Origin of the sequence: Pseudomonas sp. MYb541 (assembly GCF_037479595.1) — a bacterium.
In the GTDB taxonomy this organism is placed as follows: domain Bacteria; phylum Pseudomonadota; class Gammaproteobacteria; order Pseudomonadales; family Pseudomonadaceae; genus Aquipseudomonas; species Aquipseudomonas canadensis.
The window spans coordinates 26,636-50,554 of the sequence record NZ_JBBGYS010000046.1 but is presented as its reverse complement, the minus strand read 5'-3'; the positions used below and the strand labels follow the sequence as shown (position 1 = coordinate 50,554).

Annotated in this window: 21 protein-coding genes and 6 pseudogenes; 9 read left to right on the top strand and 18 right to left on the bottom strand. The window is 61.5% G+C overall.

Annotation, left to right across the window (positions count from 1 at the left end; all coding sequences use genetic code 11):
- Positions 1-9 precede the first annotated feature (9 nt).
- On the bottom strand, positions 10-810 hold the full coding sequence (locus WH299_RS24360; RefSeq protein WP_028616129.1) for an alpha/beta fold hydrolase: 801 nt from the start codon (positions 808-810) through the stop codon (positions 10-12).
- Between the two features lie 142 nt (positions 811-952).
- Between WH299_RS24360 and WH299_RS24355 the strand changes: the two genes are divergently transcribed.
- Complete coding sequence (locus WH299_RS24355; protein WP_123477461.1) at positions 953-1,810, top strand: AraC family transcriptional regulator; 858 nt, start codon at positions 953-955, stop codon at positions 1,808-1,810.
- On the opposite strand, the gene WH299_RS24350 is transcribed toward WH299_RS24355, so the two are convergent.
- Positions 1,772-2,770 carry a succinylglutamate desuccinylase/aspartoacylase domain-containing protein gene (locus WH299_RS24350; RefSeq protein WP_339551512.1) on the bottom strand — a complete coding sequence of 333 codons (999 nt, stop codon included), beginning with the start codon at positions 2,768-2,770 and terminating at the stop codon, positions 1,772-1,774. The genes WH299_RS24355 and WH299_RS24350 overlap by 39 nt on opposite strands.
- Positions 2,771-2,860: 90 nt before the next feature.
- Between WH299_RS24350 and WH299_RS24345 the strand changes: the two are divergent.
- Positions 2,861-3,400, top strand: a pseudogene (locus WH299_RS24345) (TetR/AcrR family transcriptional regulator); the annotation flags it as partial.
- Here WH299_RS24345 and WH299_RS24340 read toward each other — a convergent pair.
- The 7 genes and pseudogenes from WH299_RS24340 to WH299_RS29745 form a co-directional block, all read right to left on the bottom strand.
- A complete protein-coding gene (locus WH299_RS24340; protein ID WP_122726996.1) occupies positions 3,356-4,354 on the bottom strand; it encodes a DMT family transporter in 999 nt (332 codons plus the stop codon). The pseudogene WH299_RS24345 and the gene WH299_RS24340 sit on opposite strands and share 45 nt — an antisense overlap.
- A complete protein-coding gene (locus WH299_RS24335) occupies positions 4,351-5,049 on the bottom strand; it encodes an ABC transporter permease (RefSeq protein WP_323623611.1) in 699 nt (232 codons plus the stop codon). Before WH299_RS24335 ends, WH299_RS24340 begins: the two co-directional genes overlap by 4 nt.
- Positions 5,050-5,055: 6 nt before the next feature.
- Entirely contained in the window at positions 5,056-5,760 is a 705-nt protein-coding gene (locus WH299_RS24330) for an ABC transporter permease (protein WP_028616124.1), read from the bottom strand.
- Positions 5,760-6,614 (bottom strand): transporter substrate-binding domain-containing protein, encoded by an 855-nt coding sequence (locus WH299_RS24325; RefSeq protein WP_028616123.1) that lies wholly within the window; start codon positions 6,612-6,614, stop codon positions 5,760-5,762. The genes WH299_RS24330 and WH299_RS24325 overlap by 1 nt, the downstream gene beginning before the upstream one ends.
- A 25-nt stretch (positions 6,615-6,639) precedes the next feature.
- On the bottom strand, positions 6,640-8,634 hold the full coding sequence (locus WH299_RS24320) for an aminotransferase class I/II-fold pyridoxal phosphate-dependent enzyme (protein ID WP_339551510.1): 1,995 nt from the start codon (positions 8,632-8,634) through the stop codon (positions 6,640-6,642).
- Between the two features lie 138 nt (positions 8,635-8,772).
- Positions 8,773-8,952: pseudogene (locus WH299_RS29750) on the bottom strand (general stress protein); the annotation flags it as partial.
- 47 nt (positions 8,953-8,999) lie between these two features.
- Positions 9,000-9,080, bottom strand: a pseudogene (locus WH299_RS29745) (hypothetical protein); the annotation flags it as partial.
- Here WH299_RS29745 and WH299_RS24310 point away from each other — a divergent pair.
- A pseudogene (locus WH299_RS24310) lies at positions 9,079-9,195 on the top strand (helix-turn-helix domain-containing protein); the annotation flags it as partial. The pseudogenes WH299_RS29745 and WH299_RS24310 overlap by 2 nt on opposite strands.
- 164 nt (positions 9,196-9,359) lie before the next feature.
- The gene (locus WH299_RS24305) at positions 9,360-10,712 is read left to right on the top strand and encodes a cation:proton antiporter (protein ID WP_323623608.1); all 1,353 of its coding nucleotides are present in this window, start codon (positions 9,360-9,362) and stop codon (positions 10,710-10,712) included.
- Here WH299_RS24305 and WH299_RS24300 read toward each other — a convergent pair.
- The 3 genes from WH299_RS24300 to WH299_RS24290 all read right to left on the bottom strand — a co-directional run bounded on the left by WH299_RS24300 (position 10,703) and on the right by WH299_RS24290 (position 11,626).
- Positions 10,703-10,837, bottom strand: coding sequence for a hypothetical protein (locus tag WH299_RS24300; RefSeq protein WP_339551507.1), 135 nt, complete (start codon positions 10,835-10,837; stop codon positions 10,703-10,705). The two genes, WH299_RS24305 and WH299_RS24300, sit on opposite strands and share 10 nt — an antisense overlap.
- Before the next feature lie 11 nt (positions 10,838-10,848).
- Positions 10,849-11,010: a hypothetical protein gene (locus WH299_RS24295; RefSeq protein WP_010210501.1), complete on the bottom strand. Its 162-nt coding sequence runs from the start codon at positions 11,008-11,010 to the stop codon at positions 10,849-10,851.
- A gap of 70 nt (positions 11,011-11,080) precedes the next feature.
- Positions 11,081-11,626, bottom strand: coding sequence for a hypothetical protein (locus WH299_RS24290; protein ID WP_028616118.1), 546 nt, complete (start codon positions 11,624-11,626; stop codon positions 11,081-11,083).
- Between the two features lie 441 nt (positions 11,627-12,067).
- Here WH299_RS24290 and WH299_RS24285 point away from each other — a divergent pair, with 441 nt between their 5' ends.
- From WH299_RS24285 to WH299_RS24275, 3 genes are all read left to right on the top strand, one after another.
- Positions 12,068-13,477: a circularly permuted type 2 ATP-grasp protein gene (locus WH299_RS24285; RefSeq protein WP_028616117.1), complete on the top strand. Its 1,410-nt coding sequence runs from the start codon at positions 12,068-12,070 to the stop codon at positions 13,475-13,477.
- A gap of 2 nt (positions 13,478-13,479) precedes the next feature.
- Entirely contained in the window at positions 13,480-14,430 is a 951-nt protein-coding gene (locus tag WH299_RS24280; protein ID WP_016975680.1) for an alpha-E domain-containing protein, read from the top strand.
- A 108-nt stretch (positions 14,431-14,538) separates the two neighbouring features.
- Positions 14,539-14,967: a nuclear transport factor 2 family protein gene (locus WH299_RS24275; RefSeq protein WP_339551506.1), complete on the top strand. Its 429-nt coding sequence runs from the start codon at positions 14,539-14,541 to the stop codon at positions 14,965-14,967.
- Here the strand turns inward: WH299_RS24275 and msrA are convergent, their stop codons facing one another.
- From msrA to WH299_RS24260, 3 genes and pseudogenes are all read right to left on the bottom strand, one after another.
- The gene (msrA, locus tag WH299_RS24270) at positions 14,968-15,663 is read right to left on the bottom strand and encodes a peptide-methionine (S)-S-oxide reductase MsrA (protein ID WP_122726986.1); all 696 of its coding nucleotides are present in this window, start codon (positions 15,661-15,663) and stop codon (positions 14,968-14,970) included.
- Between the two features lie 63 nt (positions 15,664-15,726).
- A pseudogene (locus tag WH299_RS24265) lies at positions 15,727-16,308 on the bottom strand (cytochrome c biogenesis CcdA family protein); the annotation flags it as partial.
- A gap of 32 nt (positions 16,309-16,340) precedes the next feature.
- Positions 16,341-16,454: pseudogene (locus WH299_RS24260) on the bottom strand (peptide-methionine (R)-S-oxide reductase); the annotation flags it as partial.
- 305 nt (positions 16,455-16,759) lie between these two features.
- Here WH299_RS24260 and WH299_RS24255 point away from each other — a divergent pair.
- Positions 16,760-17,470 (top strand): response regulator transcription factor, encoded by a 711-nt coding sequence (locus WH299_RS24255; protein ID WP_122726983.1) that lies wholly within the window; start codon positions 16,760-16,762, stop codon positions 17,468-17,470.
- Positions 17,467-18,933, top strand: a complete 1,467-nt coding sequence (locus WH299_RS24250; RefSeq protein ID WP_339551504.1) for a sensor histidine kinase — start codon at positions 17,467-17,469, stop codon at positions 18,931-18,933. Before WH299_RS24255 ends, WH299_RS24250 begins: the two co-directional genes overlap by 4 nt.
- Here the strand turns inward: WH299_RS24250 and WH299_RS24245 are convergent.
- The 3 genes from WH299_RS24245 to WH299_RS24235 all read right to left on the bottom strand — a co-directional run bounded on the left by WH299_RS24245 (position 18,896) and on the right by WH299_RS24235 (position 23,806).
- Positions 18,896-19,828 carry an alpha/beta fold hydrolase gene (locus tag WH299_RS24245; protein WP_339551503.1) on the bottom strand — a complete coding sequence of 311 codons (933 nt, stop codon included), beginning with the start codon at positions 19,826-19,828 and terminating at the stop codon, positions 18,896-18,898. The genes WH299_RS24250 and WH299_RS24245 overlap by 38 nt on opposite strands.
- A 79-nt stretch (positions 19,829-19,907) precedes the next feature.
- Positions 19,908-22,163, bottom strand: coding sequence for an ATP-dependent DNA helicase (locus WH299_RS24240; RefSeq protein ID WP_339551501.1), 2,256 nt, complete (start codon positions 22,161-22,163; stop codon positions 19,908-19,910).
- Positions 22,160-23,806 (bottom strand): VRR-NUC domain-containing protein, encoded by a 1,647-nt coding sequence (locus WH299_RS24235; RefSeq protein WP_311892316.1) that lies wholly within the window; start codon positions 23,804-23,806, stop codon positions 22,160-22,162. The genes WH299_RS24240 and WH299_RS24235 overlap by 4 nt, the downstream gene beginning before the upstream one ends.
- Positions 23,807-23,919 lie beyond the last annotated feature (113 nt).

Genomic DNA, 23,919 nt, shown 5'->3' with positions numbered 1-23,919 from the left:
CCTCGCCGGTTACTGCGCGTTGGCCTTGGCCGCGTCGTTGATGATCGCCACCACTCGCGCCGGATTCGACACCATCACCACGTGAGAAGCCCCCTTCACGTCCACGGTTTCCTTGGAGCCCGCACGGTCAGCCATGAATTTAAGCGCGGCCTCGGGAATATTTTTGTCCGCTGAACCGTATATGAAGTAGGACGGCACAGTTTTCCAGGCTGGGTCACCCGACGGCTCCTTCAGCGCGGCTTCGGTGATCGGACGTTGCCCGGCTGCCATCAACTGGGCTTCCTTGGGCGCCACGTCGGCGGCGAACTGGCTGTTGAACTTGTCTTGCTGGATGTATAGGTCGGTCACCCCGTCCTTGGAGACCACGGGTTTGTCCAGGGTCGGGCCGAGGGTGCCGCCAGGGTAACGGCCGGACAGCTCAAACGCGGTCTCGCCTTTTTCCGGGGCAAACGCGGCAACGTAGACCAGCGCCTTGACCTTGTTGCTGCCGTGTACGGCGTTGGAGATCACCGAGCCGCCGTAGGAATGGCCGACCAGGATCACCGGGCCTTGGGTGTGTTCGACGATGTCGGCCACGTAGTCTGAGTCGGTCTTGACGCTGCGCAGCGGGTTGGCCACGGCGACCACCGGGTAGCCTTCGGCCTTGAGCCCGGCGATCACGCCGTTCCAGCTGGAGGCGTCGGCAAACGCGCCATGCACCAGTACCACGGTGGCTTTCTGTGGGGCAGCGAAGCTGGTGGTGGCGACACCGAAGGCAAGTGCGCCGGTGATCAGGGCGGCGGCGACGCGGGAGAACTTGAAGGTTTTCATGAACGTTTGCTCCGTGGGGTTGAGCGCTCAAGGCGTTGAACGTGAGGCCATGATGCCGAAACGTGTTTTACAAATGGAGGCTAATAGTCGACGATATGGCGCAGATCGTCTAAACAGATCGTTTATTGAAATCAGGTGAGTCATGGATCGTTTGTCCACACTGCTGGTGCACTTCGGCATCGGTGCCGATACCTTTCACAGCGGGCCGTTGCACGGTGCCCTCGACACCCGCGATCTGCAGCAGCGCGGCCGGGTCTACCTGCTCAAGGACGGCCAGGCCAGCCTGGAAATGCCCGACGGCACCCTGCGTATCCCCGAGCCCAGCCTGGTGCTGGTGCCGCGCCCCCTGCCCCATCGGCTGGTGGCGGCCAAAGCCGATTGCGCCAAGGTGGTGGCGGCCTCGCTGCGCTTTGATGGGGGGATCGATAACCCGTTGTCCGTGGCGCTGACCGATACCATCGTGATGCCGCTCAAGCAGATTCCGATGATCGCCGGCACGCTGGAGTGGCTGTTCGATGAAGCCTTCGCCGAGCACTGCGGACGCGAGGCGGTGATGAACCGGCTGTTCGAGTTGATGGTGATTCAGTTCCTGCGCCACATGATGGCCTATCACAGCATGACTACCGGCATGATGTCGGGCCTGGCGGACCTGCGCCTGGCGCGGGCCATGACCCTGCTGCACAACAATCCCGAACGCCCATGGACTGTGCAGGAAATGGCGGTGGAGTCGAACATGTCCCGGGCCAGTTTCGCTGCACATTTCCATAAGGTGGTGGGCCAAACGCCGGCCGACTATGTGCTGAGCTGGCGCGTGAGCCTGGCGCAGAAACGTCTGCGTGAAGGTCGCCCCATCGCCCTGATCGCCGATGAAGTCGGTTACGAAAGCCCTTCGGCGCTGGCCCGTGCGTTCCGGCGCAAGATCGGCACCAGCCCGCGGGAATGGCTGCAGTTGCAGGCGCCGCTACGGGTCCAGCACGCCGCCGCTGTAGCTGTCGGATAACCGTGTGCCGGTGAACTTGGCGACCACCGAGCCCTGTGCCACCAGGCGTTCACGGTGGCCGGTGATCATGCGCCCGGCCTGAGCGGCGTGCAGGGTCACTTCGGAGGCCGGGTCACCGGGTCGGCCGATAATGCGCGCGAAACGCTGGCCTTCTTCCAGGTCGTCGCCCAAGCCCTTTTCGAACACCAGCACACCCGCGCAGGGTGCAAGGACGGTTTCCATGCAGCCCATGTCGACCACCTCGCCTTGCCATTCGGCAATGTTGGCCACCTCGTCGATCACGCCATTGATGCACAGCCACGCCCACAGCCCATCGGCGTCCTGCTGCGCCAGGGCATCGCTGACGTCCGCCTGTCCGCGCAGTTCAATGGTTGCCGCCAGTTGCGGCGAAGCGTGGTTGATGAGGGTTTCTTCAAAGGAGCCATCGCCACCTTCATCCCAGACAATCACCAGGTCCACCTGCAACGCCGCCGCCAGTGCCAGGCCTTGCTCGGGCCAGAAGCTGCGGTGGATGTAGAGGTAGGGCAACGCCTCGTCGTCGGTGTGCAGGTCCAGTATCAGGTCGGCATCGGCGGCCAGTTGCACCAGGCGTTTCTGCCATTGCGCCAGGTTGTTCGCCGGGCGCTCCATGGCCAGCGAACAATCGAAGGCTCGGTTGAAGTTCTGTCCGGTGGCTTCGTGAAACCGACCGAGCAAGCGACCCTGGCGGAACTGGCCGATACCAAAGGGATTGGCTTGGGGCACCACGGTGACCGTGCCCTTGAGCCGGCCCTGCTCGGCGCACGCCTGCAAGCGCGGCAGCAGTTGATGCAGCACCAGCATCCCGGCGATTTCGTCGGCGTGTACACCGGCCTGCAGGTGTACCTTCGGCCCGCTACCGTCGCCTTCGAAACGCCAGGCCCCGATATGCAACACATTGCCGGAATCACCGGTGACCTGCCACGAAAGGTCTTTTGCCATGCCTTGCCCTCCTCTGATCAATTAATCGGTAGAGATTGAACACATGTTCAACTAACCTGAGCGCTGTGCTGTTTCATTCAAGGTCTGCCCATGACTCCCGAGCTTCCCAAACTGCGCCGCGCCGACCCCGACGAACGCCGGGACCTGCTGATTGCTGCCACCCTCACCTGCCTGGCCCGCGATGGGCATGCGGGGATTTCCGTGCGCCGCATCGCCTCCGAGGCCGGGGTGTCGGTGGGGTTGCTCAACCACCATTTCGGCAGCATCGATGCGCTGATCGCCGAGACCTACCACAAATTGGCCAATGAACTGACCAGTGCCCTCTGGGCGCAAGTGGAACAGGCCGAAGGCCCTGCCGCGCGCCTGGATGCATTCCTCAGCGCCTCATTCTCGCCCCGGGTCATGGACCCCGATCTGCTCGGCGTGTGGGTCGTGTTCTGGAGCCTGATCCGCCATTCGCCCCATGTGAACCAGTCCCACGAAAACAGCTACCACGCCTACCTGGCGTTGATCCAACAACTGCTGGACGATCTGGCCCGCAGTGAAAACCTGGTGATCCACGACAGCCACCTGGCCGCCATCGGCTTATCGGCGATGCTCGACGGACTTTGGCTCGAGGGCTGCCTCAACCCCGGCACCTTCAGCCCCGCCAACGGGCTGCACATCTGCCGCTGCTGGGTACAAGGGTTGCGTCACGGTGCATTCGGCGCCGACCACGTCCTGTGACACGGGATGCCGCGCGCTGAGCATGGCCAGGGTGCCGCTGATGGCAATCAACACCGCGCCGATGATCAGCGAGCCATCCATCAGCGTGCCCCACACCAGGCTCGACAGGAGGAACGCCCAGATCAGCCCGGTGTACTCGAATGGCGCGAGTAACGTCGCCGTGGCGCGACGGAAACTGGCAAACAGCAGGAATTGACCGATGCCCCCGACCAAACCTGCCGCCAACATGCCCAGCCAGGCTGGCGTGGGCGCGGGTGTGTGAGTCCAGGGCAAGGTCACGCCCATGCACAGCACAAACACGACGTTGGTGATCAGCATTTGCTCCAGCACCGAGCTGCTCGGGTCGACCTGACGCAACTGGATATAGGTAAACGCCCAGCACAGCGCCGCGCCCAAGGTCAGGGCGATGGGCCACGGGTCGAGCATATGCGTGGGACGGCAGGCAATGACCACCCCGACAAACCCGATGATCAACGCGATCCATTGTCCCCGGCTGGCGCGCTCCTTGAGGATCAGCGCGGCCAACAGCGTGACCATAATCGGCGCAGAGAAATACAGCGTGGTCATTTCTGCCAGACTCAGGTCCTTGGCCGCCGTGTAATACAGCAACCACGCGAGCAACGACAACAGTCCACGAATGATCAGCAAGCGCCGGCTGACCGACGTCCAGGCACTGCGCATCAGGCCCATGCGCCCGGCGATCAAGCACGCGACCACCACCACCAGGCTGCGCCAGAACAGAATAGTGAACACCGAGTAATCGGCCACCAGCCACTTGACCACCGCGTCCTGCAACGCCAGGAACAAATAGGCCAGCGAACACAGGGCAATCCCTTGCAACGAGCGGTCCTGTTTCATCCGGTCGACCTGCGTAGCGGCGTGCCGCGCCGTTCGGCGATGGCGTAGACACCTTCGATGAGAAAGGTCAGGCACAGGTAGACCGCCGCCACCAGCAGCAGCGGCTGGTAGATCTGCAAGGTCTGCGCGCGGACCACGTTGGCCGCGCCCAACAGGTCGACCACGGCAATGGTCGAGGCCAGCGCGGTGGATTTGAGCAACATCACCGTCTCCCCCGCCAAGGTCGGCAACAATAGGCGCATCGCCCGTGGCAAACGCACGCGCAACAAGGCCTGGCGTGGCGTCATGCCGAATGCCGAGGCGGCTTCCATTTCGCCCTTGGGCACCGCCAGCAGGCCACCGCGAATCACTTCGCCGACGTAGGCACCCACCGACAACACCAGGGCAAACACGATGTACCAATAACCGTCACGCAAGTACGGCCACAGAAAGCTGCCGCGAATCATCGGGAACTGCGCAAACAGGCTGCCCAGCCCGTAGTAGAAAATGTAGATCTGGATCAGCAGCGGCGTGCCGCGCAACACGCTGGTGTAGGCCAGCGCGCCACGGGCCAGCCATTTGCGCCGCGACAAGCGCGCCAGCGCCACCAGCACCGCCAGGGCAAAACCCAACACCGCCGAAATCACCAGCAGCGACAAGGTGGTCTGCAAGCCTTTGGCGATCAGGCCGGCGTAGTAACTTATCCATTCAGGCATGGTCGCTCACTCGACAACCGGCATCCAGCGACGGATACGTCGCTCCAGGCGCCCGGACAGGTAGTTGGAAGCCAGCGTCACCAGGTAATACAAGGCGGCGGCCGTGAGGTAGAACAGCAAATACTGACGGGTCGAGCCCGCCGCCTGCTTGGCGGTGTACAACAACTCGTTGGTGCCGACCACGCTGATCAAGGCGCTGTCCTTGATCAGGTTGATCCACAGGTTGGACATACCAGCCAGGGCGAATGGCGCCATGATCGGCAAGGTCACCCGGCGGAACAGGCCAAACCCGCTCAAGCCAAACGCCCGTGCCGCTTCGATCTGGCCGTGGGGAATTGCCAGGATTGCCGCGCGAAAAATCTCCGAAGCGTAAGCGCCCTGCACCAGGCCCAACACCAGGATCGCCACCAGCGGGCCGCTGATGTTCATCTGCTCGAAGCCCATCCACAACATCAGCGCATTGAGGCCCATGGAACCGGCGTAATACAGCAGCAGGATCAGCAACAGTTCCGGCACCGCACGAAACACTGTGGTGTAGCCGCGCATCAGCAGCGCAATCGGGCGTGGCGCACTGAGCTTGGCGCAGGCCACCACCAGGCCGATCAACAAACCCACCGCAAACGAACCGGCGGAGATTTGCAGGGTCATCCATAACCCTTTGAGCAACGCATTGCCCCACCCTTGTTCACCGAAGCTTAAGAGGTCGAGCATTATTCGGTCTTCTGGGCGACGTGTTGATACGGGCTGTCACAGGTCTTGCTGACAAACGCCGGGGTGTCACCGCGCTTGCACGGGCTGACCGACAGGCCGAAATAGTGCTGCGACAGGTCGTCGTAGTCCTTGCTCACCAGCAATTCACCGATGGCTTTGTCCAGCCGGGCCTTGAGCGCAGTGTCTTCCTTGCGCAGGCCGGCGCCGACGCCACGGCCGATGATCGGGTCGTAAGGCACGCTGGCGATATGCGCCAGGCCGCTGGCTTCCGGGGTCTTGACCATCATCGCGATGGCGGTGTCGTCGGCCATCATGTAGTCGATACGCCCGGCGATCAGGTCGGCGTTGGCCGATTCCTGGGTGTCGTAGTACTTCAGGTCCGCGATGTTTTCGTAGTACTTCTTCAAGTAGTTGGCACTGACCGTGGAGATCTGCACGCCGATCAGCTTGCCCTTGAGGCCCGCCGGGGAGATCTCGACTTCGCTGCCTTTCGGCCCGGCGACGCCTAACAGGGAATCGTAATAGGCACGGCTGAAGGCGATCTGTTTTTCGCGCTCATCGGTCACCGACATCGACGAGAAAATCACGTCGATCTTCTTCGCTAGCAAAGAAGGAATGATGCCGTCCCACGCCACTTCCTTGATCTGGCACTCGGCTTTCATGCCTTCGCAGAGTTTGTGGATCAAGTCCACTTCAAAGCCGGACCATTGGCCGTTGCCACCTTTAACGGTGAATGGCGGATAGGGTTCCGCAGCGACCGCAAACACGATGGGCTTTTCCGCCGCCCAGGTGAAACCCGCGGTCAACACCAACACTGCACTGCTCAACCACGTTGCCATACGCTTGGATTTCATGATTTTGCCCCGTCTTTTTATGGAGTTAGCGAGTTTGATGCGCGTTGACGAACTGTCGGCAACGTTCACTGCGTGGGTCGATAAACACCGCATCCGGCGAGCCGGTTTCTTCGATCATGCCTTGGTGCAGAAACGCCACTTTCGACGACACATCCCGGGCGAATGCCATTTCATGAGTGACCAGGATCATGGTGCGGCCTTCCTCGGCCAGGGAACGGATAACCCGCAGCACTTCACCCACCAGTTCCGGGTCGAGGGCCGAGGTGGGTTCGTCGAACAGCATGACTTTGGGGCGCATGGCCAGCGCACGGGCAATCGCCACCCGCTGCTGCTGACCGCCGGAGAGGAACGCCGGGTATTCGTCGCGCTTGGCGGCCAGGCCGACGCGGTCGAGCAAGGCTTCGGCGCGTTCGATGGCTTCGGCGCGGCTTTCGCGCAGGACCTGGGTGGGGGCCTCAATAAGGTTTTCCAGGACCGTGCGATGTGGCCACAGGTTGAAGTTCTGGAACACCATGCCCAAGGTCGAACGGATGCGTACCAGCTGTTTGGCGTCCGCCACCAGAGGCGCGCCGGGCCGGCCGTAGTTGAGCTTGATGCTTTCGCCGTCCACATGAATGCTGCCCTGGTCCGGCACTTCGAGCATGTTGATGCAGCGCAGCAAGGTGCTTTTGCCCGAGCCGCTGGCGCCGATCAGCGAGATCACATCGCCTTCGTGGGCCGTGAGGGAAATGCCCTTGAGCACTTCGATATTGCCGAAGCGCTTGTGCAGGTCGATGACCTCGATCATCTTTTTGGCTGCGGCCGGCTGCACCACTTCGATCCTGGGCGCCGCCGCGGTACGCGGTTCACCGGCCAGCTTGGCGACAAACCGCACGATGCGTTGGCAGGCTTCACGCAGGCGCTCTTCTCCCAGGGTGAACGACAAGCGCACGAAACCCTGGGCCGGCTCGCCAAACGCGGCGGCGTCGAGTACCGAAACCCCGGCTTCACGGAACAGGCGCCAGGCAAAGTCGAGGGAGCCCAGGCCGGTGTCGCGCACATCCACCAGCACAAACATCCCGGCTTGCGGTGCCTGCACCTGGATGCCAGGGCACCCACTCAGCCCCGACACCACCAGGTCGCGCCGGCGCCGATAAATCTCGCGCATGCCCTGGGTCACCTCGTCATGGGCCAGCACGGCAGCGGTGGCGGCTTCCATCACGAAGCCCGGCAACCCGTAGAGCATGCTAAGCACCAGGGTTTCCGCATGCGCGACCATCTGCGGCGTGGCGATGAGCCAGCCGATGCGCCAGCCGGTCATGGCATGGGACTTGGACAGACTGCCAATCACCACGCATCGCTCGGCCATGCCCGGCAGCGCTGCGAGGCTGTGGTATTCGCCGTCGAACACCAGGCTTTCATAGACCTCATCGACCACCACCCACAGGTCGTGGGCAATCGCCAGGTCGGCAATGGCTTGCAGCTCATGCGGGTTGAGTACCACGCCGGTGGGGTTGTTCGGGTTGGAGAAGAAAATCGCCCGCGTACGCGGTGTGATGGCTGCGCCGAGCAACTGGGCGTCGAGGCGAAAGCCGGATTCCGGCGAACAGGGCACACGGACCAGTGTCGCACCGCTGGCCTTGAGCGTGGCTTCGTAGGTGACGTACATCGGGTCGAGCACCAGCACTTCATCGCCGGCCTGTAGCAGACACAGGGAGGTCACGAACAAGGCGTTTTGCGCACCGGCCACGGTGATGACGTTTTCGGCAGTCAGTGGACGGCCCAGCGTCAGGCTGTAGCGTGCAGCTATTGCATCGCGCAACGCCGGGCGACCGGGGATTTCGGTGTAGTGGGTGTCACCGTCGCGCAAGGCACTCACGGCGGCGTCGGTAATGAAGGACGGCGTGGCGAAATCCGGATCGCCAACGCTGAGGATGATGATGTCTTCGCCCTGGCTGGCCGCCTGGAACGCGGCGTGGTGGATGTCCCAGGCAGCTACGCCCTGCCCTGCAATTCTTTCGACGAAGGGGGAAAACCGCATGCCAGAGCCTCTTGTTCAAGAAGAAACAGCGCGAACCCGTCGGGTGGAAAACGGGTGGATGCGGTCAACATAGTTCAAACTGAACAGTCGTTCAATGGGTAAGTTTGCGGCCATGTCGTTTATGGTCCAAAGAGGTCGTTAACGCTTGGGTGGGGCCATAAATTCCGGGCCGATCGGATCTTTTTCAGGTCTTCGGGCGTGAGGTGCCAGCCGAAGGCTTCTTCGTAGCCCTTCAACTGCTCCGGCCGCCGTGCGCCCCACAGGGCGATGGTCGGGCCAGCGCAGGGCCAGGGCCAGTACCGATTTGCCGTGCCGATCAGTTCTTCGGACAGGCCAAAGCCGTACACCGGAGCGGTGTCGATCAGGTTGATACCGATTGCCAGGGCATGGCGCAGGATGCGGATGGCTTGTTCATTGTCCGCCCCACCCCACAAGTGCCCGCCCATGGACCAGTTGGCTGATCTCAACGTGTTCATGGCGATCATCCGCCGCCGCAGCTTCCGCCACGCCGCCCATGAACTGGGCGTGACCACCTCGGCGTTGAGCCACACCATGCGCAACTGTGCATGTATTACCCCAGCCGTCGCCAGTCACAGCCGGGGTTGCGGCAATTGATGGACATGATTCGCCTGAAGACCATCGGTTCGCAATTGATCCAATCACATTGAACCGGTGACGCGCCGCAGTCCTCCAAGCTGAACAGACCACGGCCCGGTACACGTTCGATGACTTTTATTTTGTGGATGGCCGTACTGGGCGCCGTGTTGCTCACGCTCGCCCTCACCTCTTCCTTTCTGCGCTGGATGCCGGTCACGACCTCGGCGGTGTGCCTGCTGCTGGGCGTGGGAATTGGCCCCCTTGGCGTAGACCTGCTGCACCTGGACATCCAGCACTCCGCACGCTGGATGGAGCACCTCACGGAAGTCGCAGTGCTGTTTTCGCTGTTTGTCAGCGGCTTGAAACTGCGCCTGCCGCTCAAGCACCGTACCTGGCGCATCGCGTTTGGCATGGCCGGGCCGGTGATGCTGCTGACCATCCTGGGGATCAGCCTCGCGCTGCATTACCTGTTTACGCTGTCGTGGGGCGTGTCGCTGCTGGTGGGCGCGATACTGGCGCCAACGGATCCGGTGCTGGCAGGCCTGGTGCAGGTCAATAACGCTCAGGATTACGACCCGCTGCGCTTCGGATTGTCCGGCGAAGCGGGCTTGAACGATGGCACCGCCTTTCCCTTTGTGATTTTTGCCCTGCTGTTCATGCAACACGGCGGGTTTGACGGCGATTGGCTGGGCGGTTGGGTATTGAAGAACTTGTTGTGGGCGGTGCCGGCCGGGTTGTTGATCGGCTACTGGATGGGCCGGGGTATCGGCCGCGCGACGTTGTGGCTACGCATCACCAACAGTGACAGCACGCTCTCGCCCAATGACTACCTGACCCTCGCTCTGATTGCGCTGGCCTATGTGGTCGCCGAGGCAGTGGGCGGTTATGGCTTTCTGTCCGTGTTTGCGGCCGGGCTTGGTTTGCGCCAGGCGGAATTCCGCTCCACCGGAAACTCAAAAACGCCTTCGGAGCATCTGGCGTTGCCGGTGGTGGGCCATTTGGAAGTCGAGCCGGACCGCGCGTTGCAAGGGGATGTGAGCGAACTGAAGGACACCCAGATCGCCGCCGGCGTCATGATGGGCGACATGCTGTCATTCGGCAGCCTGGTGGAACGCTCGATGGAGGTGTTCCTGGTGACGGTACTGGGGATCGTGCTGATAAGCCACTGGGATTGGCGCGCACTGCCGATGGCGGCGCTGTTGTTTTGCGTGATTCGGCCGATCAGTGTGCTGGCGATGCCGTGGGGACGCCTGATTGATCGTCAGCAGCGCAGCCTGATGGGATGGTTCGGCATTCGCGGGATCGGCAGCATTTACTACCTGTTTTACGCGCTCAATCACGGACTGATTGGCACCAGCAGCGCCGTGGCGGTGAACCTGACCTTGTCGGTGATCGCCCTGAGCATCGTCGTTCATGGCCTGAGTACCCAGCCTATGCTGGTGTGGTATGAACGACGTGCCCGGGTGAATACTCAGTCTTGACGCTCGGTGTTACCCACTTCCGCCGCTTCATCCAGATCGTTGAGCGGCACTTCTGCATCGTCCATCAATGACCCGGGGTCTTCATTACCGGGGTCGTTGAGTTCTTCATCAAGTTCTTTGGACATGACCGTCTCCTCTAACCGCCTTGGGTGTCGATATCGGCATCGGTTTCAGGCTTGGGCTCAGGCTTGGGCTTGAAGTCTGGACTGTAGTCGTTTTCCTTGGCCTTGGGGTCTTTTGCTGGCACCGGGTCTTTGGGCGCATCGGCACCGGTGGCGGGTTGTTTGTCTGTGCTCATGGCTTACCTCTCGGAAAATGTCGCCTGGGTAGAGTTAAGGTCATGCCCAGCGTGATGAAGTTCCATCGGTTTAGGATCCGGGGTTGTCGACCTGGATGTAAAACGCGTACGCAGCGAGCAGCACCCAGAACACCATGAATAACCAGGGCGCGCGCATGGAAAACAGCAACGACTTGCGATAACCCTTGTGCGACGACTCCATTTCGGAAAACAGCGGCGACTCGTCGTACGCCATGCCCATCACCGGCTCGCTGCGCAACAGCTCGCTTTGCTTGAAGTGCCAGTGATCGATGATGTCATACGCCGCGCGGATCCCAGGCCATGCGTTGAGGGAACTGAGGATGCCCAACACGGCGAGGAAAATCGGCACCACCACGGTGAACAACTTGCCCCATTCGGGGTTGAGGTTGCCCATGCCCGACACAAAGGCGATCACCAGGAACGACTGCGCGGTGAGGTAGGCGTCGGTACGGTTGGCAAGGATGGTGGTTTCATACTGGATTTCGCGCCGGTAAAAGTCGAGGCGGTCTTTGGGCGAGCCGAAGATCTTGGCGTTGTGCTCGCTGTGATCGGGCAGGCTCGATTCCGGGGTTTGCGGTGAGATGATTCTGGGCACGGCGGTGCTCCATGCGGGTTCGTGTCCCGTTAGAAGAATCGGGGGCGGGTGAAGTTCAAGTTCGTTCATGCACCAAGTCGGAGCATGGAGTGCACTGTGACGGACTGGCTTTTGTGGTGAGCGGGCTTGCCCCGCGCTGGAGTGCGCAGCGCTCCCGCTTTAATGGGGGCCGCTGCGCAGCCCAGCGCGAGCAAGCTCGCTCACCACACAAGCCCGCTCACCACACAGGAATCCGGTGTTTTGGGGTTTCCGGCACAAGCATTGCTTTATCCATTCATCTGCCCGGATACAGGAGCATTGGTTACCCCCCGACCCAGAGCCGACCCTATAAGAAAGTAAGGACCAGGCCCATTGGCACCCACCGCCACGGGCTCATAAAAAATGCGTTTTTTGAAACGGCAGTGCCACCCCTGTTCCCCTCGGCACTGACAAGGTACTGGAATGGCTCGATCTTTCTTTGATGAAATGAATGACGCAAACGGCGTATGCCGTGCGCATTACCAGGATTTTTCCCGCTGGCTGGCCAACACGCCGCCGGAACTGCTGGCCCAGCGTCGCCGTGAAGCCGATTTACTGTTCCATCGCGCCGGGATCACCTTCACCTTGTATGGCGACGAGCAAGACACCGAGCGCCTGATCCCCTTCGACATCATCCCGCGCAGCATCCCCGCCAGCGAATGGAGCGTGATCGAACGCGGCTGTATCCAGCGCGTCAACGCGCTGAACATGTTCCTCGCCGACATCTACCACGACCAGCGCATCATCAAGGCCGGGATCATTCCAGCGGACCAGGTGCTGGGCAACGAGGGTTACCAGAAAGCCATGGTCGGCCTGGACCTGCACCGCGACATCTATTCGCACATTTCCGGCGTGGACCTGGTGCGCGACGGTGACGGCACCTACTACGTGCTTGAAGACAACCTGCGCACCCCCAGCGGCGTGAGCTACATGCTCGAAGACCGCAAGATGATGATGCGCCTCTTCCCCGAGGTGTTCGCCAAGCAACGCATCGCGCCGGTGGACCACTACCCCAACCTGCTGCTCAAGACCCTGAAAAGCTCAAGCCGCCTGGACAACCCTAACGTGGTGGTGCTGACGCCGGGCCGCTTCAACAGCGCGTTCTTTGAACATGCGTTCCTGGCCCGTGAAATGGGCGTTGAGTTGGTAGAGGGCGCGGACCTGTTCGTGCAGGACCTCAAGGTGTTCATGCGCACCACCGACGGCCCCAAGCCGGTGGATGTGATCTACCGGCGTATCGACGACGCCTTCCTCGACCCCAAGGCCTTCAACCCTGAGTCGATGCTCGGCGTTCCAGGCCTGGTCGCCGCCTATTGCGCCGGCAATGTGGTACTGGCCAACGCCATTGGCACCGGCGTGGCCGACGACAAATCGATCTACCCCTATGTGCCGGAAATGATCCGTTTCTACCTGGATGAAGAACCGGTGTTACAGAACGTACCGACTTTCCAGTGCCGCAAGCCGGATGAACTGTCCCACGTACTGGCCAACCTGCCGGAACTGGTGGTCAAGGAAACCCAGGGCTCCGGCGGCTACGGCATGCTGGTCGGCCCGGCCTCCAGCGCGGCCGAGATCGAGGATTTCCGCCAACGCATCAAGGCCAGGCCCCACGCCTACATCGCCCAGCCGACCCTGAGCCTGTCCACCTGCCCCACCTTTGTCGAAAACGGCATCGCCCCACGGCATATCGACCTGCGGCCCTTTGTGCTCTCGGGCAAGGAAACCCGCCTGGTGCCCGGCGGCCTCACCCGCGTGGCGCTGAAGGAAGGCTCGTTGATCGTCAACTCGTCGCAAGGCGGCGGAACCAAGGACACCTGGGTGGTGGAGGGCTGAGTATGTTGAGTAGAACCGCCGCAGATCTGTACTGGATGTCCCGTTACCTGGAACGCGCCGAGAACTTGGCGCGCATGCTCGAAGTCAGTTATTCCCTGTCGTTGATGCCCCAGGCCGGGCGCAGTGACGGGTTGGATGAACTGGCCATGTCGTTGCTCAGCAGCGGCACCCTGGACAGTTACCTGGAACGTCATAAACAGCTGGACGCCGAGCGCATGCTGCACTTTTTTGCCCTCGACGAAGAGAACCCCGCGAGCATCTACAACTGCCTGCGTGCCGCTCGCGGCAATGCCCATGCGGTACGCGGGCGCATCACCGCCGACATGTGGGAAAACCTCAACGCCACGTGGCTCGAAATGCGCAGCATCGCTGCCGGCGGCCTGGCGCGGCATGGCATCAGCCACTTCTGTGATTGGGTCAAGCAGCGCTCGCACCTGTTCCGGGGAGCGACGTCGGGGACGATCATGCGCAATGACGCCTATCGGTTTATCCGCCTGGGTACCTTTGTCGAGCGCGCCGACAACACCTTGCGCTTGCTGGATGCGCGTTACGAAATGTTTGGCGAGGAGTCGGAAGAAGTCAGCGACTTGTCGGCACGCGGTTATTACCAGTGGAGCGCCCTGCTCCGCGCTTTGTCGTCGTTCGAGGCGTATACCGAGCTGTACCCGAACGCGCTGAATGCCCGCTCCGTGTCCGAGTTGCTGCTGTTGCGCAGTGATGTGCCGCGTTCGTTGCATGCCTGCATCGAAGAACTGAGCCATATCCTGGCCGACCTCCCCGGCAGTTATGGGCGTACGGCGCAGCGTCTGGCCGCTGAGTTTGAAGCGCGGCTTAGGTATACCGGGATCGATGAGATTCTTGAGGAGGGATTGCACGCCCGTCTAACGGATTTTATCGACACCGTGCGCGAGTTGGCGCGGGCGATTCACAGCTCGTACCTGGAGATGGTCTAAGTACGTTTAGGTCACTTATCTGTAAGTTAGGGTGATTGACCCTGTTTGGATACCGCTCTTATGTTGGGCAGGTGAAATGCCTTCCCACCATAAGAACAGGTACAGAACATGTCCGAACTCACGCTCAACCCTGCGGCTGCACACACCCTGCAACGCTGGCACGCCATGTTGGCCAATCGTGACCTCAAGGCCCTGCCCGAACTGTTGGCGCCCGACGCCGTCTTCCGCTCACCTATGGCTCATACGCCCTACCCTGGCGCGCCGGTGGTGTCGATGATCCTCAATACGGTGATCAACGTCTTCGAAGACTTCACCTATCACCGTGAACTCGCCTCCGGCGATGGCCGGAGTGTGGTGCTCGAATTCAGCGCGCGCGTGGGCGACAAGCAGCTCAAGGGCATCGACATGATCCGCTTCAACGAACACGGGCAGATCATCGAGTTTGAAGTGATGATCCGCCCGTTGAGCGGGCTGCAAGCCCTGGGTGAGGAAATGGGCCGACGCCTGGCGCCTTACCTGGCCAAGGCCAAAGGCTGATTACTGGTTTTTCACCAGCACCGGCTCGGCGCTGTATTGCGCCGGAAACAGCTTTTTCAGTTGCGCCACTTTCGGCAGGTCGTTGATCACGATGTAGGGGTAAGACGGGTTTTCGGTGAGAAAGTCCTGATGGTAGGACTCCGCCGGGTAGAACGCCTTGCCCATCTCGATCTTCGTGACGATGGGTTTGCCGAAAGCATTGGCCTCATCCAGTTGTGCGATGTAGGCCTGGGCGACTTTTTGCTGCTCGGCGTTCTGCGCGAAGATTGCAGACCGGTATTGGGTGCCGGTGTCCGGCCCCTGGCGGTTGAGTTCGGTGGGGTTGTGGGCGACCGAGAAGTAGATCTGCAGCAGTTTGCCGTAGCTGACTTTACTCGGGTCGTAGGTGACGGACACGGACTCGGCGTGGCCGGTATCGCCTTCACTGACGGCTTCATATTGCGCGGTACTCGCCGCCCCACCGTCGTAGCCGGAGACGGCGTTTTTCACCCCTTGCACGTGCTGGAATACTCCCTGCACGCCCCAGAAGCAGCCGCCGGCGAACACGGCGGTTTGCAGGTTGCCTGAGGTTACAGGCAGGTCCAGGGCCGGTGGCGCGATGACAACGGCATCGTCGGAGGCGCCGAAGGAGAAGGCTGAGCTTTGGCCGACGAAGGCGGCGAAGGCCAGTGCGGGCAGGTATTTGAATACATTCATGGCAGGCACTCCGGGTTAACCAAAGGTGAAGGCATACGCCGAAACGTTGGGGTCGAGGAATTCGATGGTGAGGATTGCGCCCCCGGCCAGCATCAACGCGCCCAGGCCCCGGCGCAGCCTTTCACCTGCACCGAGGGAGGTGACAGCCCCGGCGGCGTAAGCCAGCAAGAGCAAGGTAGTACCGACGCTGGCGCCCTGCAACGCGGCGCCGGTGAGCACCAGCCCCAGGATCGGCCCGGCGCACGGCGCCCACAGCAACCCGGTGGCGACGCCGATCAGGAATGATGCGCCAGGACGCGGCCTGGCATCGGCCCCGGCGGCTTGCGACAAGCGACTGCCGGCGGCGACCAAAGGGCGTGTCAGGCGTTCTGACAGGTGTGACAACAATAGCGTTAAGCCGAACAGCGCAACGCACAGCAACGCGAGCCAGCGACCGTATTGATTGACTTGCACCACCCAGCCGCCGCCCACCGCCGCGAGCGTTGCCACCAGGGCGAATGTCACCGCCATCCCCGCTAACAGCGGCAAGCCACTGCGCAAAAACGGCTGCCCGGTACGAGCGAAGACAAAAGGCAGAACAGGCAGGATGCACGGGCTGACGATTGTCAGCACGCCGCCCAGGTACGCGAGAACCAGGAGCCACATGGCTGGGAATCTTGTAAGAGAAAGACATAGGCTTAAGCCGCCGTGAACGTCATGGCGGCGCCGTTCATGCAGTAGCGCAGGCCGGTGGGTGGCGGGCCGTCATCGAACACGTGACCTGGGTGACCGCCACAGCGACTGGTGTACAGCAGTAATTGTCGCCATGAGTACATAGAGTTCTCCTAAACACATTGGCCTGATGACTAGCGATGAACCTGTGGTGAGCGGGCTTGCCCCGCGCTGGAGTGCGCAGCGCTCGCGCTTTTTTTAAGGGCCGCTGCGCAGCCCAGCGCGAGCAAGCTCGCTCACCACACCATGCGCTTCGCCAAATCACTGACCTCATCCTAAGCCCTGGCCGGTCGCGGAATCCTCACGCAGAGTTAAACAATTCGTGATAACTACACTGTTGCGAAACCCGCACAATGCGCGGACTACAAGCGAAGGTTTCTCTTACATGGATCAGCCAAAACGTGTCCTGGTGGTCGAGGACGATGCCCATATCGCCGACCTGATCTGCCTGCACCTGCGTGACGAACAGTTCCACGTCGTCCACAGCGCCGACGGCACCGAAGGTCTGCGCCTGTTGGAACAAGGCGGTTGGGATGCGCTGATCCTCGACTTGATGCTGCCCGGCGTCGACGGCCTGGAGATCTGCCGCCGCGCCCGCGCCATGACGCGCTACACCCCCATCATCATCACCAGCGCGCGCTCCAGCGAATTGCACCGCATCCTCGGCCTGGAGTTGGGCGCAGATGACTACCTCGCCAAACCCTTTTCCATGCCGGAACTGGTTGCTCGCATAAAGGCGCTGTTACGCCGGGTCGACGCCATGGCGCGCAACCTGAAGATGGACGCCGGCAGCCTAGATCTCGGCCAATTGTTCATCAACCCGCTGACCCGTGACGCTACCCTGCAAGGCCAGCGCCTGGACCTCACGCCACGGGAATTCGACCTGCTGTACTTCTTCGCCCGTCAGCCGGGCAAGGTGTTCTCACGCATGGACCTGCTCAATGCGGTGTGGGGCTACAGCCACGAAGGTTATGAACACACGGTGAACACCCACATCAACCGGCTGCGCGCCAAGGTCGAAACCGACCCGGCCAACCCGGCGCGCATCCTTACGGTGTGGGGCCGTGGCTACAAGTTTGCCGAGAGCCCACCATGAAGCTGACCCTGACCCAACGCCTGTCGGTGGTGTTCGCTGTATTGCTGCTGATTTGCAGCGGCACCTCGGCCTGGTTGCAGGTGCGCTCCAACCGCATGCATGAACTGGAGGTGGTGCAAGGCCTGTCCCGCGACCTGGCGGCGCACATTGCCCGCGACACGCAGTTGATGGACGCCGATGGCCTCAAGCCCGACGCGGTGCGCAACCTGTTCAGCCAGTTGATGCTGGTCAACCCGAGTGTCGAGGTTTACCTGCTCGACATTGATGGCCGTGTGGTCGGTAACGCCGCGCCCAGTGGTCATCTGCTGCGCGATCGAGTCGACCTCGCCCCCGTGCGGCGCTTCCTGGCCGGATTCATGCTGCCGATCCTCGGTGATGACCCGCGCAGCCTCGATGGCCGCAAGGTGTTCAGCGCAGCGCCCCTCATGGCTGGCGGCCAGCAGACCGGCTTCCTCTATGTAGTGCTGCTCGGTGAGGCTCATGACGTGTATGACGCCAAGGATGCCACCGGCATGGCATTGAAGATCGCGCTGTGGTCCATTGGCCTGGTCGCCCTGCTCTGCTTGTTGGCCGGGCTGATTGCGTTCGCCTGGATCACCCGACCGCTGCGCCAGTTGACCGATAAAGTCGGCCAATTCGACATCAATGGTGCACCCAAAGCGGCTGAACCCGCTGTGCCGGAACTCACCAGCGGCGATGAAATTGCCGTGCTCGATCACGCCTTCGTGCAAATGGAAAACCGTCTGGGCGAACAGTGGCGCGCCATCACCCATCAGGACCAGGAACGCCGCGAAATGGTCGCCAATATCTCCCACGACCTGCGCACGCCATTGGCCTCGCTACATGGCTATCTGGAAACCCTGTCGCTCAAGGATGCCAGCCTCAGCCCCGAAGAACGCCGCCGTTACCTCGGCATTGCCCTGGACCAGAGCCGCAAGGTTGGCGGTCTGGCCCAGTCATTGCTGGAGCTGGTGCGCCTGGAACATGGCTTTGTCCAGCCGGTGATCGAAGGGTTTTCATTACCGGACTTGGTGCAGGACATCTTTCAAAAATTCGAACTGACCGCCGAAGCACGCGGCATCACCCTCACCGCGACGTTGCCGCCGCAGGTGCCAACGGTGCTGGCGGACTTGGGCCTGATTGAACGCGTACTGACCAACCTGCTGGATAACGCCCTGCGCCATACACCGGTGAACGGCGAGATCGAGGTGGCGCTCGCGCCTGAAACCCAGGCCGTCGCCGTCACGGTCAGCGACAGCGGCCCAGGCATCGACGCCGAGCTGCGCGAAGGCTTGTTCCTGCGCGCCTTTACCATCGGCGGCGCCCGTCGTGACGGCGGCCTGGGCCTGCGCATCGTGCACCGCATCCTGCAATTGCATGGGCGCAGCATTCGCCTGGTGGATCAACCGGGTCGAGGAGCAACCTTTACCTTTTCATTAGAAAGCCGAGCATCAGGGCGTTGACCTGTTGGGCTTGTTCGTTCTGGATCCAGTGACCACAGTTCGCCAACACATGCTGCTCAAGCTGCGGCACTGAATCCGGCATGCGTTTGATTGTGTGGGCTTCGAAGACCCCGACCGGGTCGCGGTCGCCGATCAGGAACAGTGTGGGTTGCAGCACTTTCTGCCCAGCGATGAACTCGGTGCGTTGCCAGTTGCGTTCGAAGTTGCGATACCAGTTCAGTGGGCCACGAAAACCGTGCTCGGCGAAGGTGTTCACATAAACGTCCAGATCCGCCTGGGAACACCACTGCGGCAATGCTCCGGGCGCTGAAACACCTTCGAGCAAGGTCGCGGTCGCCGGCTTCTGTTGCAGAAACACGTCCTGATCCTGCATGAACAGGCGCAATGTGCGCTCGATATCCGCATCCAACTCCTGCTCGGCAACGCCCGGCACCTGGAAATACAGGATGTAGTTGAAGCGGTCAGCGTACAGCTCGCGCATGATTTCGATCACCGGTCGACGGGCGCGCCCAGCGAACGGCACGGACATCGTGATCAGGCGTGTGACACGCTCAGGCTCAAGCAAGGCCAGATGCCAAGCCACCACGGCGCCCCAGTCATGGCCGACCATCACCACCTGCGTATGGCCGAAGTGGTTCATGGCCTGCTGGATATCGCCACATAGCGTCAACAGGTCATAGTCGGCAATTTCAGCCGGTGAACTGCTGCCTCCGTAACCGCGCATTTGCGGGGCAAACACCCGATAACCCGCCGCCACAAGCGCGGGAATTTGCTCGCGCCACGAGTGCCAGCATTCCGGGAAACCGTGAAGCAGCCAGATCGGCGCGCCCTGTTCGGGCCCCGCACTATAAACACTTAACTCAATACCGTTGACGCTGATGAGGAGCTGGCGCATGGGCATGGCCTTTTGCAGGTTTTTCCCAGCGTGGACCATGACTGCTCAAGCCGCCAGCATCATTGACGACAGGAATGACTCAAGCCACCGCCCACCAGCGCGGCAACAATTGACGTACCCGAGCCTCGCCAAATCGGTCATCGATCAACATCACCACACCCTGGTCCTGCTGGCTGCGGATCACCCGACCCGCCGCCTGCACGACTTTCTGGATACCAGGGTACAGGTAGGTGTAGTCGTAGCCCGCACCGAAGATCGCGCCCATGCGCACTTTCATCTGTTCATTGATCGGGTTCAACTGGGGCAAGCCAAGGGTGGCAATGAATGCACCGATCAAGCGGGTGCCGGGCAAGTCGATGCCCTCACCGAATGCACCGCCGAGCACGGCAAACCCGATGCCCTGGCTGTGTTCGGTGAACTGGTCGAGAAAGGCCTGGCGCTCGGCCTCAGCCATGCCGCGTGACTGTTGCCACAGCGTAATGGTCGGATGTTTCTCGGCCAGCAACTGCGCCACTTGTTGCAGATAATCGAAACTGCTGAAGAACGCCAGGTAATTGCCAGGCTGCTGGGTGTACTGGCGGGCGATCAGCTCGACGATAGGCTCCAGCGAGGCCTCACGATGCACGAAGCGCGTGGAGATTGCATCGACGATGCGTACCTGCAATTGCTCAGCCTTGAACGGCGACTCCACATCGATCCACGCCGTATCAGCGGGCAGCCCCAGTAAGTCGGCGTAGTAATGCCGTGGGCTCAGGGTCGCGGAAAACAGCACGCTGCTGCGGGCGGCCGTCAGCCGTGGGCGTATGAACTCGGCAGGCACCACGTTACGCAGGCACAGGGTCGAGCTGCTGCGTTTGCCGCTGAACTGCCGCTTACTGATATCGAAAATGAAGTGTTCGTTGAACAATTCGGCGACCTTGCCGAATTGCAGCACCTCGAAATAGAAGCTTTGCAGGTCGCCGCTGAGAGACTCGGGGTGATCGTTGAAGTACTCGCCCATGGTGCTGGCGCACAGGCTCAAGGCCTGCAACAGTTTCTCGGGGCGAGCGGTGTAGGCCTGGTACGGCGCAAGTTGGTCCTTGTGCAGCGCGTTCCACTCACGGTTGAGGCGCTGCAAGGGTTTCTTCAAGGGTTCGGGGGCTGTATCGCGCAGGGTCTTGAGGTGGTACTGGTCAAGGCTGGCGCTGTACATCGAGCGGGCCCGATCGACCAGGTTGTGCGCCTCGTCCACCAGCACCGCCGCGCGCCACTGGTTGAGCTGGGCCAGGCCGAACAGTATGGCGCCGAAATCGAAGAAGTAATTGTAGTCAGCGACCACCAGGTCGGCCCAACGCGCCATTTCCTGGCTCAGGTAATACGGGCAAACGTCATGGGCCAGGGCCACATTGCGCAGAGTGCGCTGGTCCAGCAGGCGCACCTTGGAAGCCGCGATGCGTGCGGCGGGCAGACGGTCGTAGAAGCCCCTGGCCAACGGGCAGGAATCGCCGTGACAGTCTTTTTCCAGGTGCTCGCAGGCTTTGTCCCGCGCCACCAACTCCAGCACACGCAAAGGCAGGCCAGGGCTGCTGGCATGCAGCACTTGGGCAGCATCCAGGGCGAGCTTACGGCCGGGGGTCTTGGCGGTGAGAAAGAACAGTTTGTCCAGTTGCTGGGGCGCCAAGGCCTTGAGCAACGGGAAGATCGTACCGATGGTTTTGCCGATGCCGGTCGGCGCCTGGGCCATCAGACAACGGCCGGTGCTGACCGCCTTGTACACCGACTCGGCAAGCGAGCGCTGGCCAGGACGGAAACCGGCATGGGGAAACGCCAGGGTTTGCGCGGCGCTGTTGCGCGCTTCGCGGTGCGCCATTTCCTGCTCGGCCCAGCCGAGAAACAGCGCGCATTGCTGGTTGAAGAAGGTTTCCAGTTCGGTGGCTTGAAAGCGTTGGTCGAGCACCGTCTCGCCGTCACCGACGATATCGAAGTACACCAGCGCCAGGTTGATCTCTGACAGGTTGAGCTTCTGGCACATCAGCCAGCCATACACTTTGACCTGGGCCCAGTGCAGTTGCCGGTGGTTGGCGGGCTGGGCGTCGAGGTCGCCGCGATAGGTCTTCACCTCTTCCAGGCGGTTGGCGTCCGGGTCATAGCCGTCCGCCCTGCCTCGCACCTTGAGCTGCTGGTACTCGCCTTCAAGCGCGACTTCATTCTGGTAGTGCGCGCTGCGCCGTGAGGCGACGGTGCGGTGGCCGGCAATGCCTTCCTGGGCGCTGGGCGACGGTGTGAAGCGCAGGTCGAGGTCACCGACCTTGGCCGTGAACTCGCACAGCGCCCGCACGGCAACGCTGTAGCTCAAGCGGATTCTGCCCAGCGCACATAGCAGACGGTCACCGGCATCTGGTATTCGCCACAGAATTCCAGCCAACGCAGTTGGTTGTCCTGCAGGCGATCACCGGGGCCCTTGACCTCGATCATGCGGTAGGTTTTTTGCGCCGGCCAGAACTGGATCAGGTCGGGCATACCGGCGCGGTTGGCACGGATGTCCAGTAGCAGCCGTTCAAACCAATAGCGCAGGTGTTCGGCGGGCAGGCAGGCCAGGGCCTGCTCCAAGAGGTCTTCGCTGAGCAGGTTCCAGAACACGAAAGGTGACTGGATCCCCCACTTGTCGCTGTAACGCTGGCGAATGGTGGTTTTGTAGCGTTCGTCCTGCAATTGCTCGAAACACGCAGCGAACAGCGGTGCACGGCGCTGATGGAAGTCTTCGCTGTGCAGGTCTGCGGGACCGCGTTGGAACGGGTGGAAAAATGAACCCGGCAGCGGTGTAAAGATCACGTCCCAGCACAGCAGCCCGAACAGTGAATTGATCAGCCCGTTTTCAACGTAGTGCACCGGCCCATCGGGCTCGCTGAGGTGAGCCTGCACGCAATACTCCACCGACATCAGCGGTTCGGGTAGCGCAAGGGCAAGGTCCAGGCGCACGACCGGGCGTGGCTTCACTTTCGGCAAGGCCGGTTCACCCAGTTTGCGGCGCAGGCGTGGCATGACACGCAATAAGTGCTGCTGCTCGGCGGCGCTTTCCGGCGCCTGTTGGGCGGCGCTCGCCAGGGCCATGGCTTGGCCGTAGTCCTCTTGACGTTCCAATACCCGGATCAATCGTGAGCGGGCACCGGGATAGGCACAGCTGCGGTAAATCTGTTCCGCCAACGCCAATTCGGCAATGCGCTCGCAATATTGACCGACCTGGAACAACAACTTGGCCCGGCGTTTTTCCAGCCAGGGGTTGTCGGTACTCAGGGTTGCGACCCGGGCCAGCACCGCCTCCAGCGCTTCACCGGTTTCAAAGGCCTGCTGGCACTGGTGCAGGAACAGAAAGCCATGCACATCATCCCGGCTGCGCAGGCCACGGGACTCTGCGCAGAACTCGACTCTTTCGTAGGTGTAGATGCCCAGGTCAGCCAGCACGAATTCCGACCAATCCTGATGCAGGTTGCCGAAGAACATCAGGCGCAGGCGATCACACAATTCCATCACGGTAAGGCTCAAGAGCGTGTCGGTAAGGTCCGGGCACCAACCGGCAAAACTGCGGCTGTCGGTGAATTGTGCCGCCAGCCCTTCCAACCAATCGGACTTCCTGCCCCTGGGCTGGTCGATCCACGGCTTGAACGCGCCGAATATCTCGCCTTTTTGCAGCAAGCCAAACAGCGCTTCAAAGGCCAGCATGGATTTGTTGTCGACCCAGCCCAATGCAAGCAATGGCGCAGCAGCGGTGTGCGTGCAGCCGATCTCCACGTAATTGAGTTTGCTCGCCCGAAAGTGCACCCCCTTGCGCATCACCATGCGCACCAAAAGCGCCTGAGACGCCTGCGGCAACCTGTCAAATTGCTGAATGAAATGCTGTTCGTCTGCATCGAGCAGATCGGCATAGCGTTGCCCCAGCCAATGCAGGACCTGGCGGAAGTTATGCAGGTAATAGAGCGGGTCTTCGAGGGTATTGGCCATGGTGTACAGCGATCAAATACTGGTTATGCATACAGAGTGCCGTCGCCAAGGCGAGGTTGCAATCGCTAATAGATAAATGGTGCCTGCAACTTTTTGCATAAAAGTGATCAGAT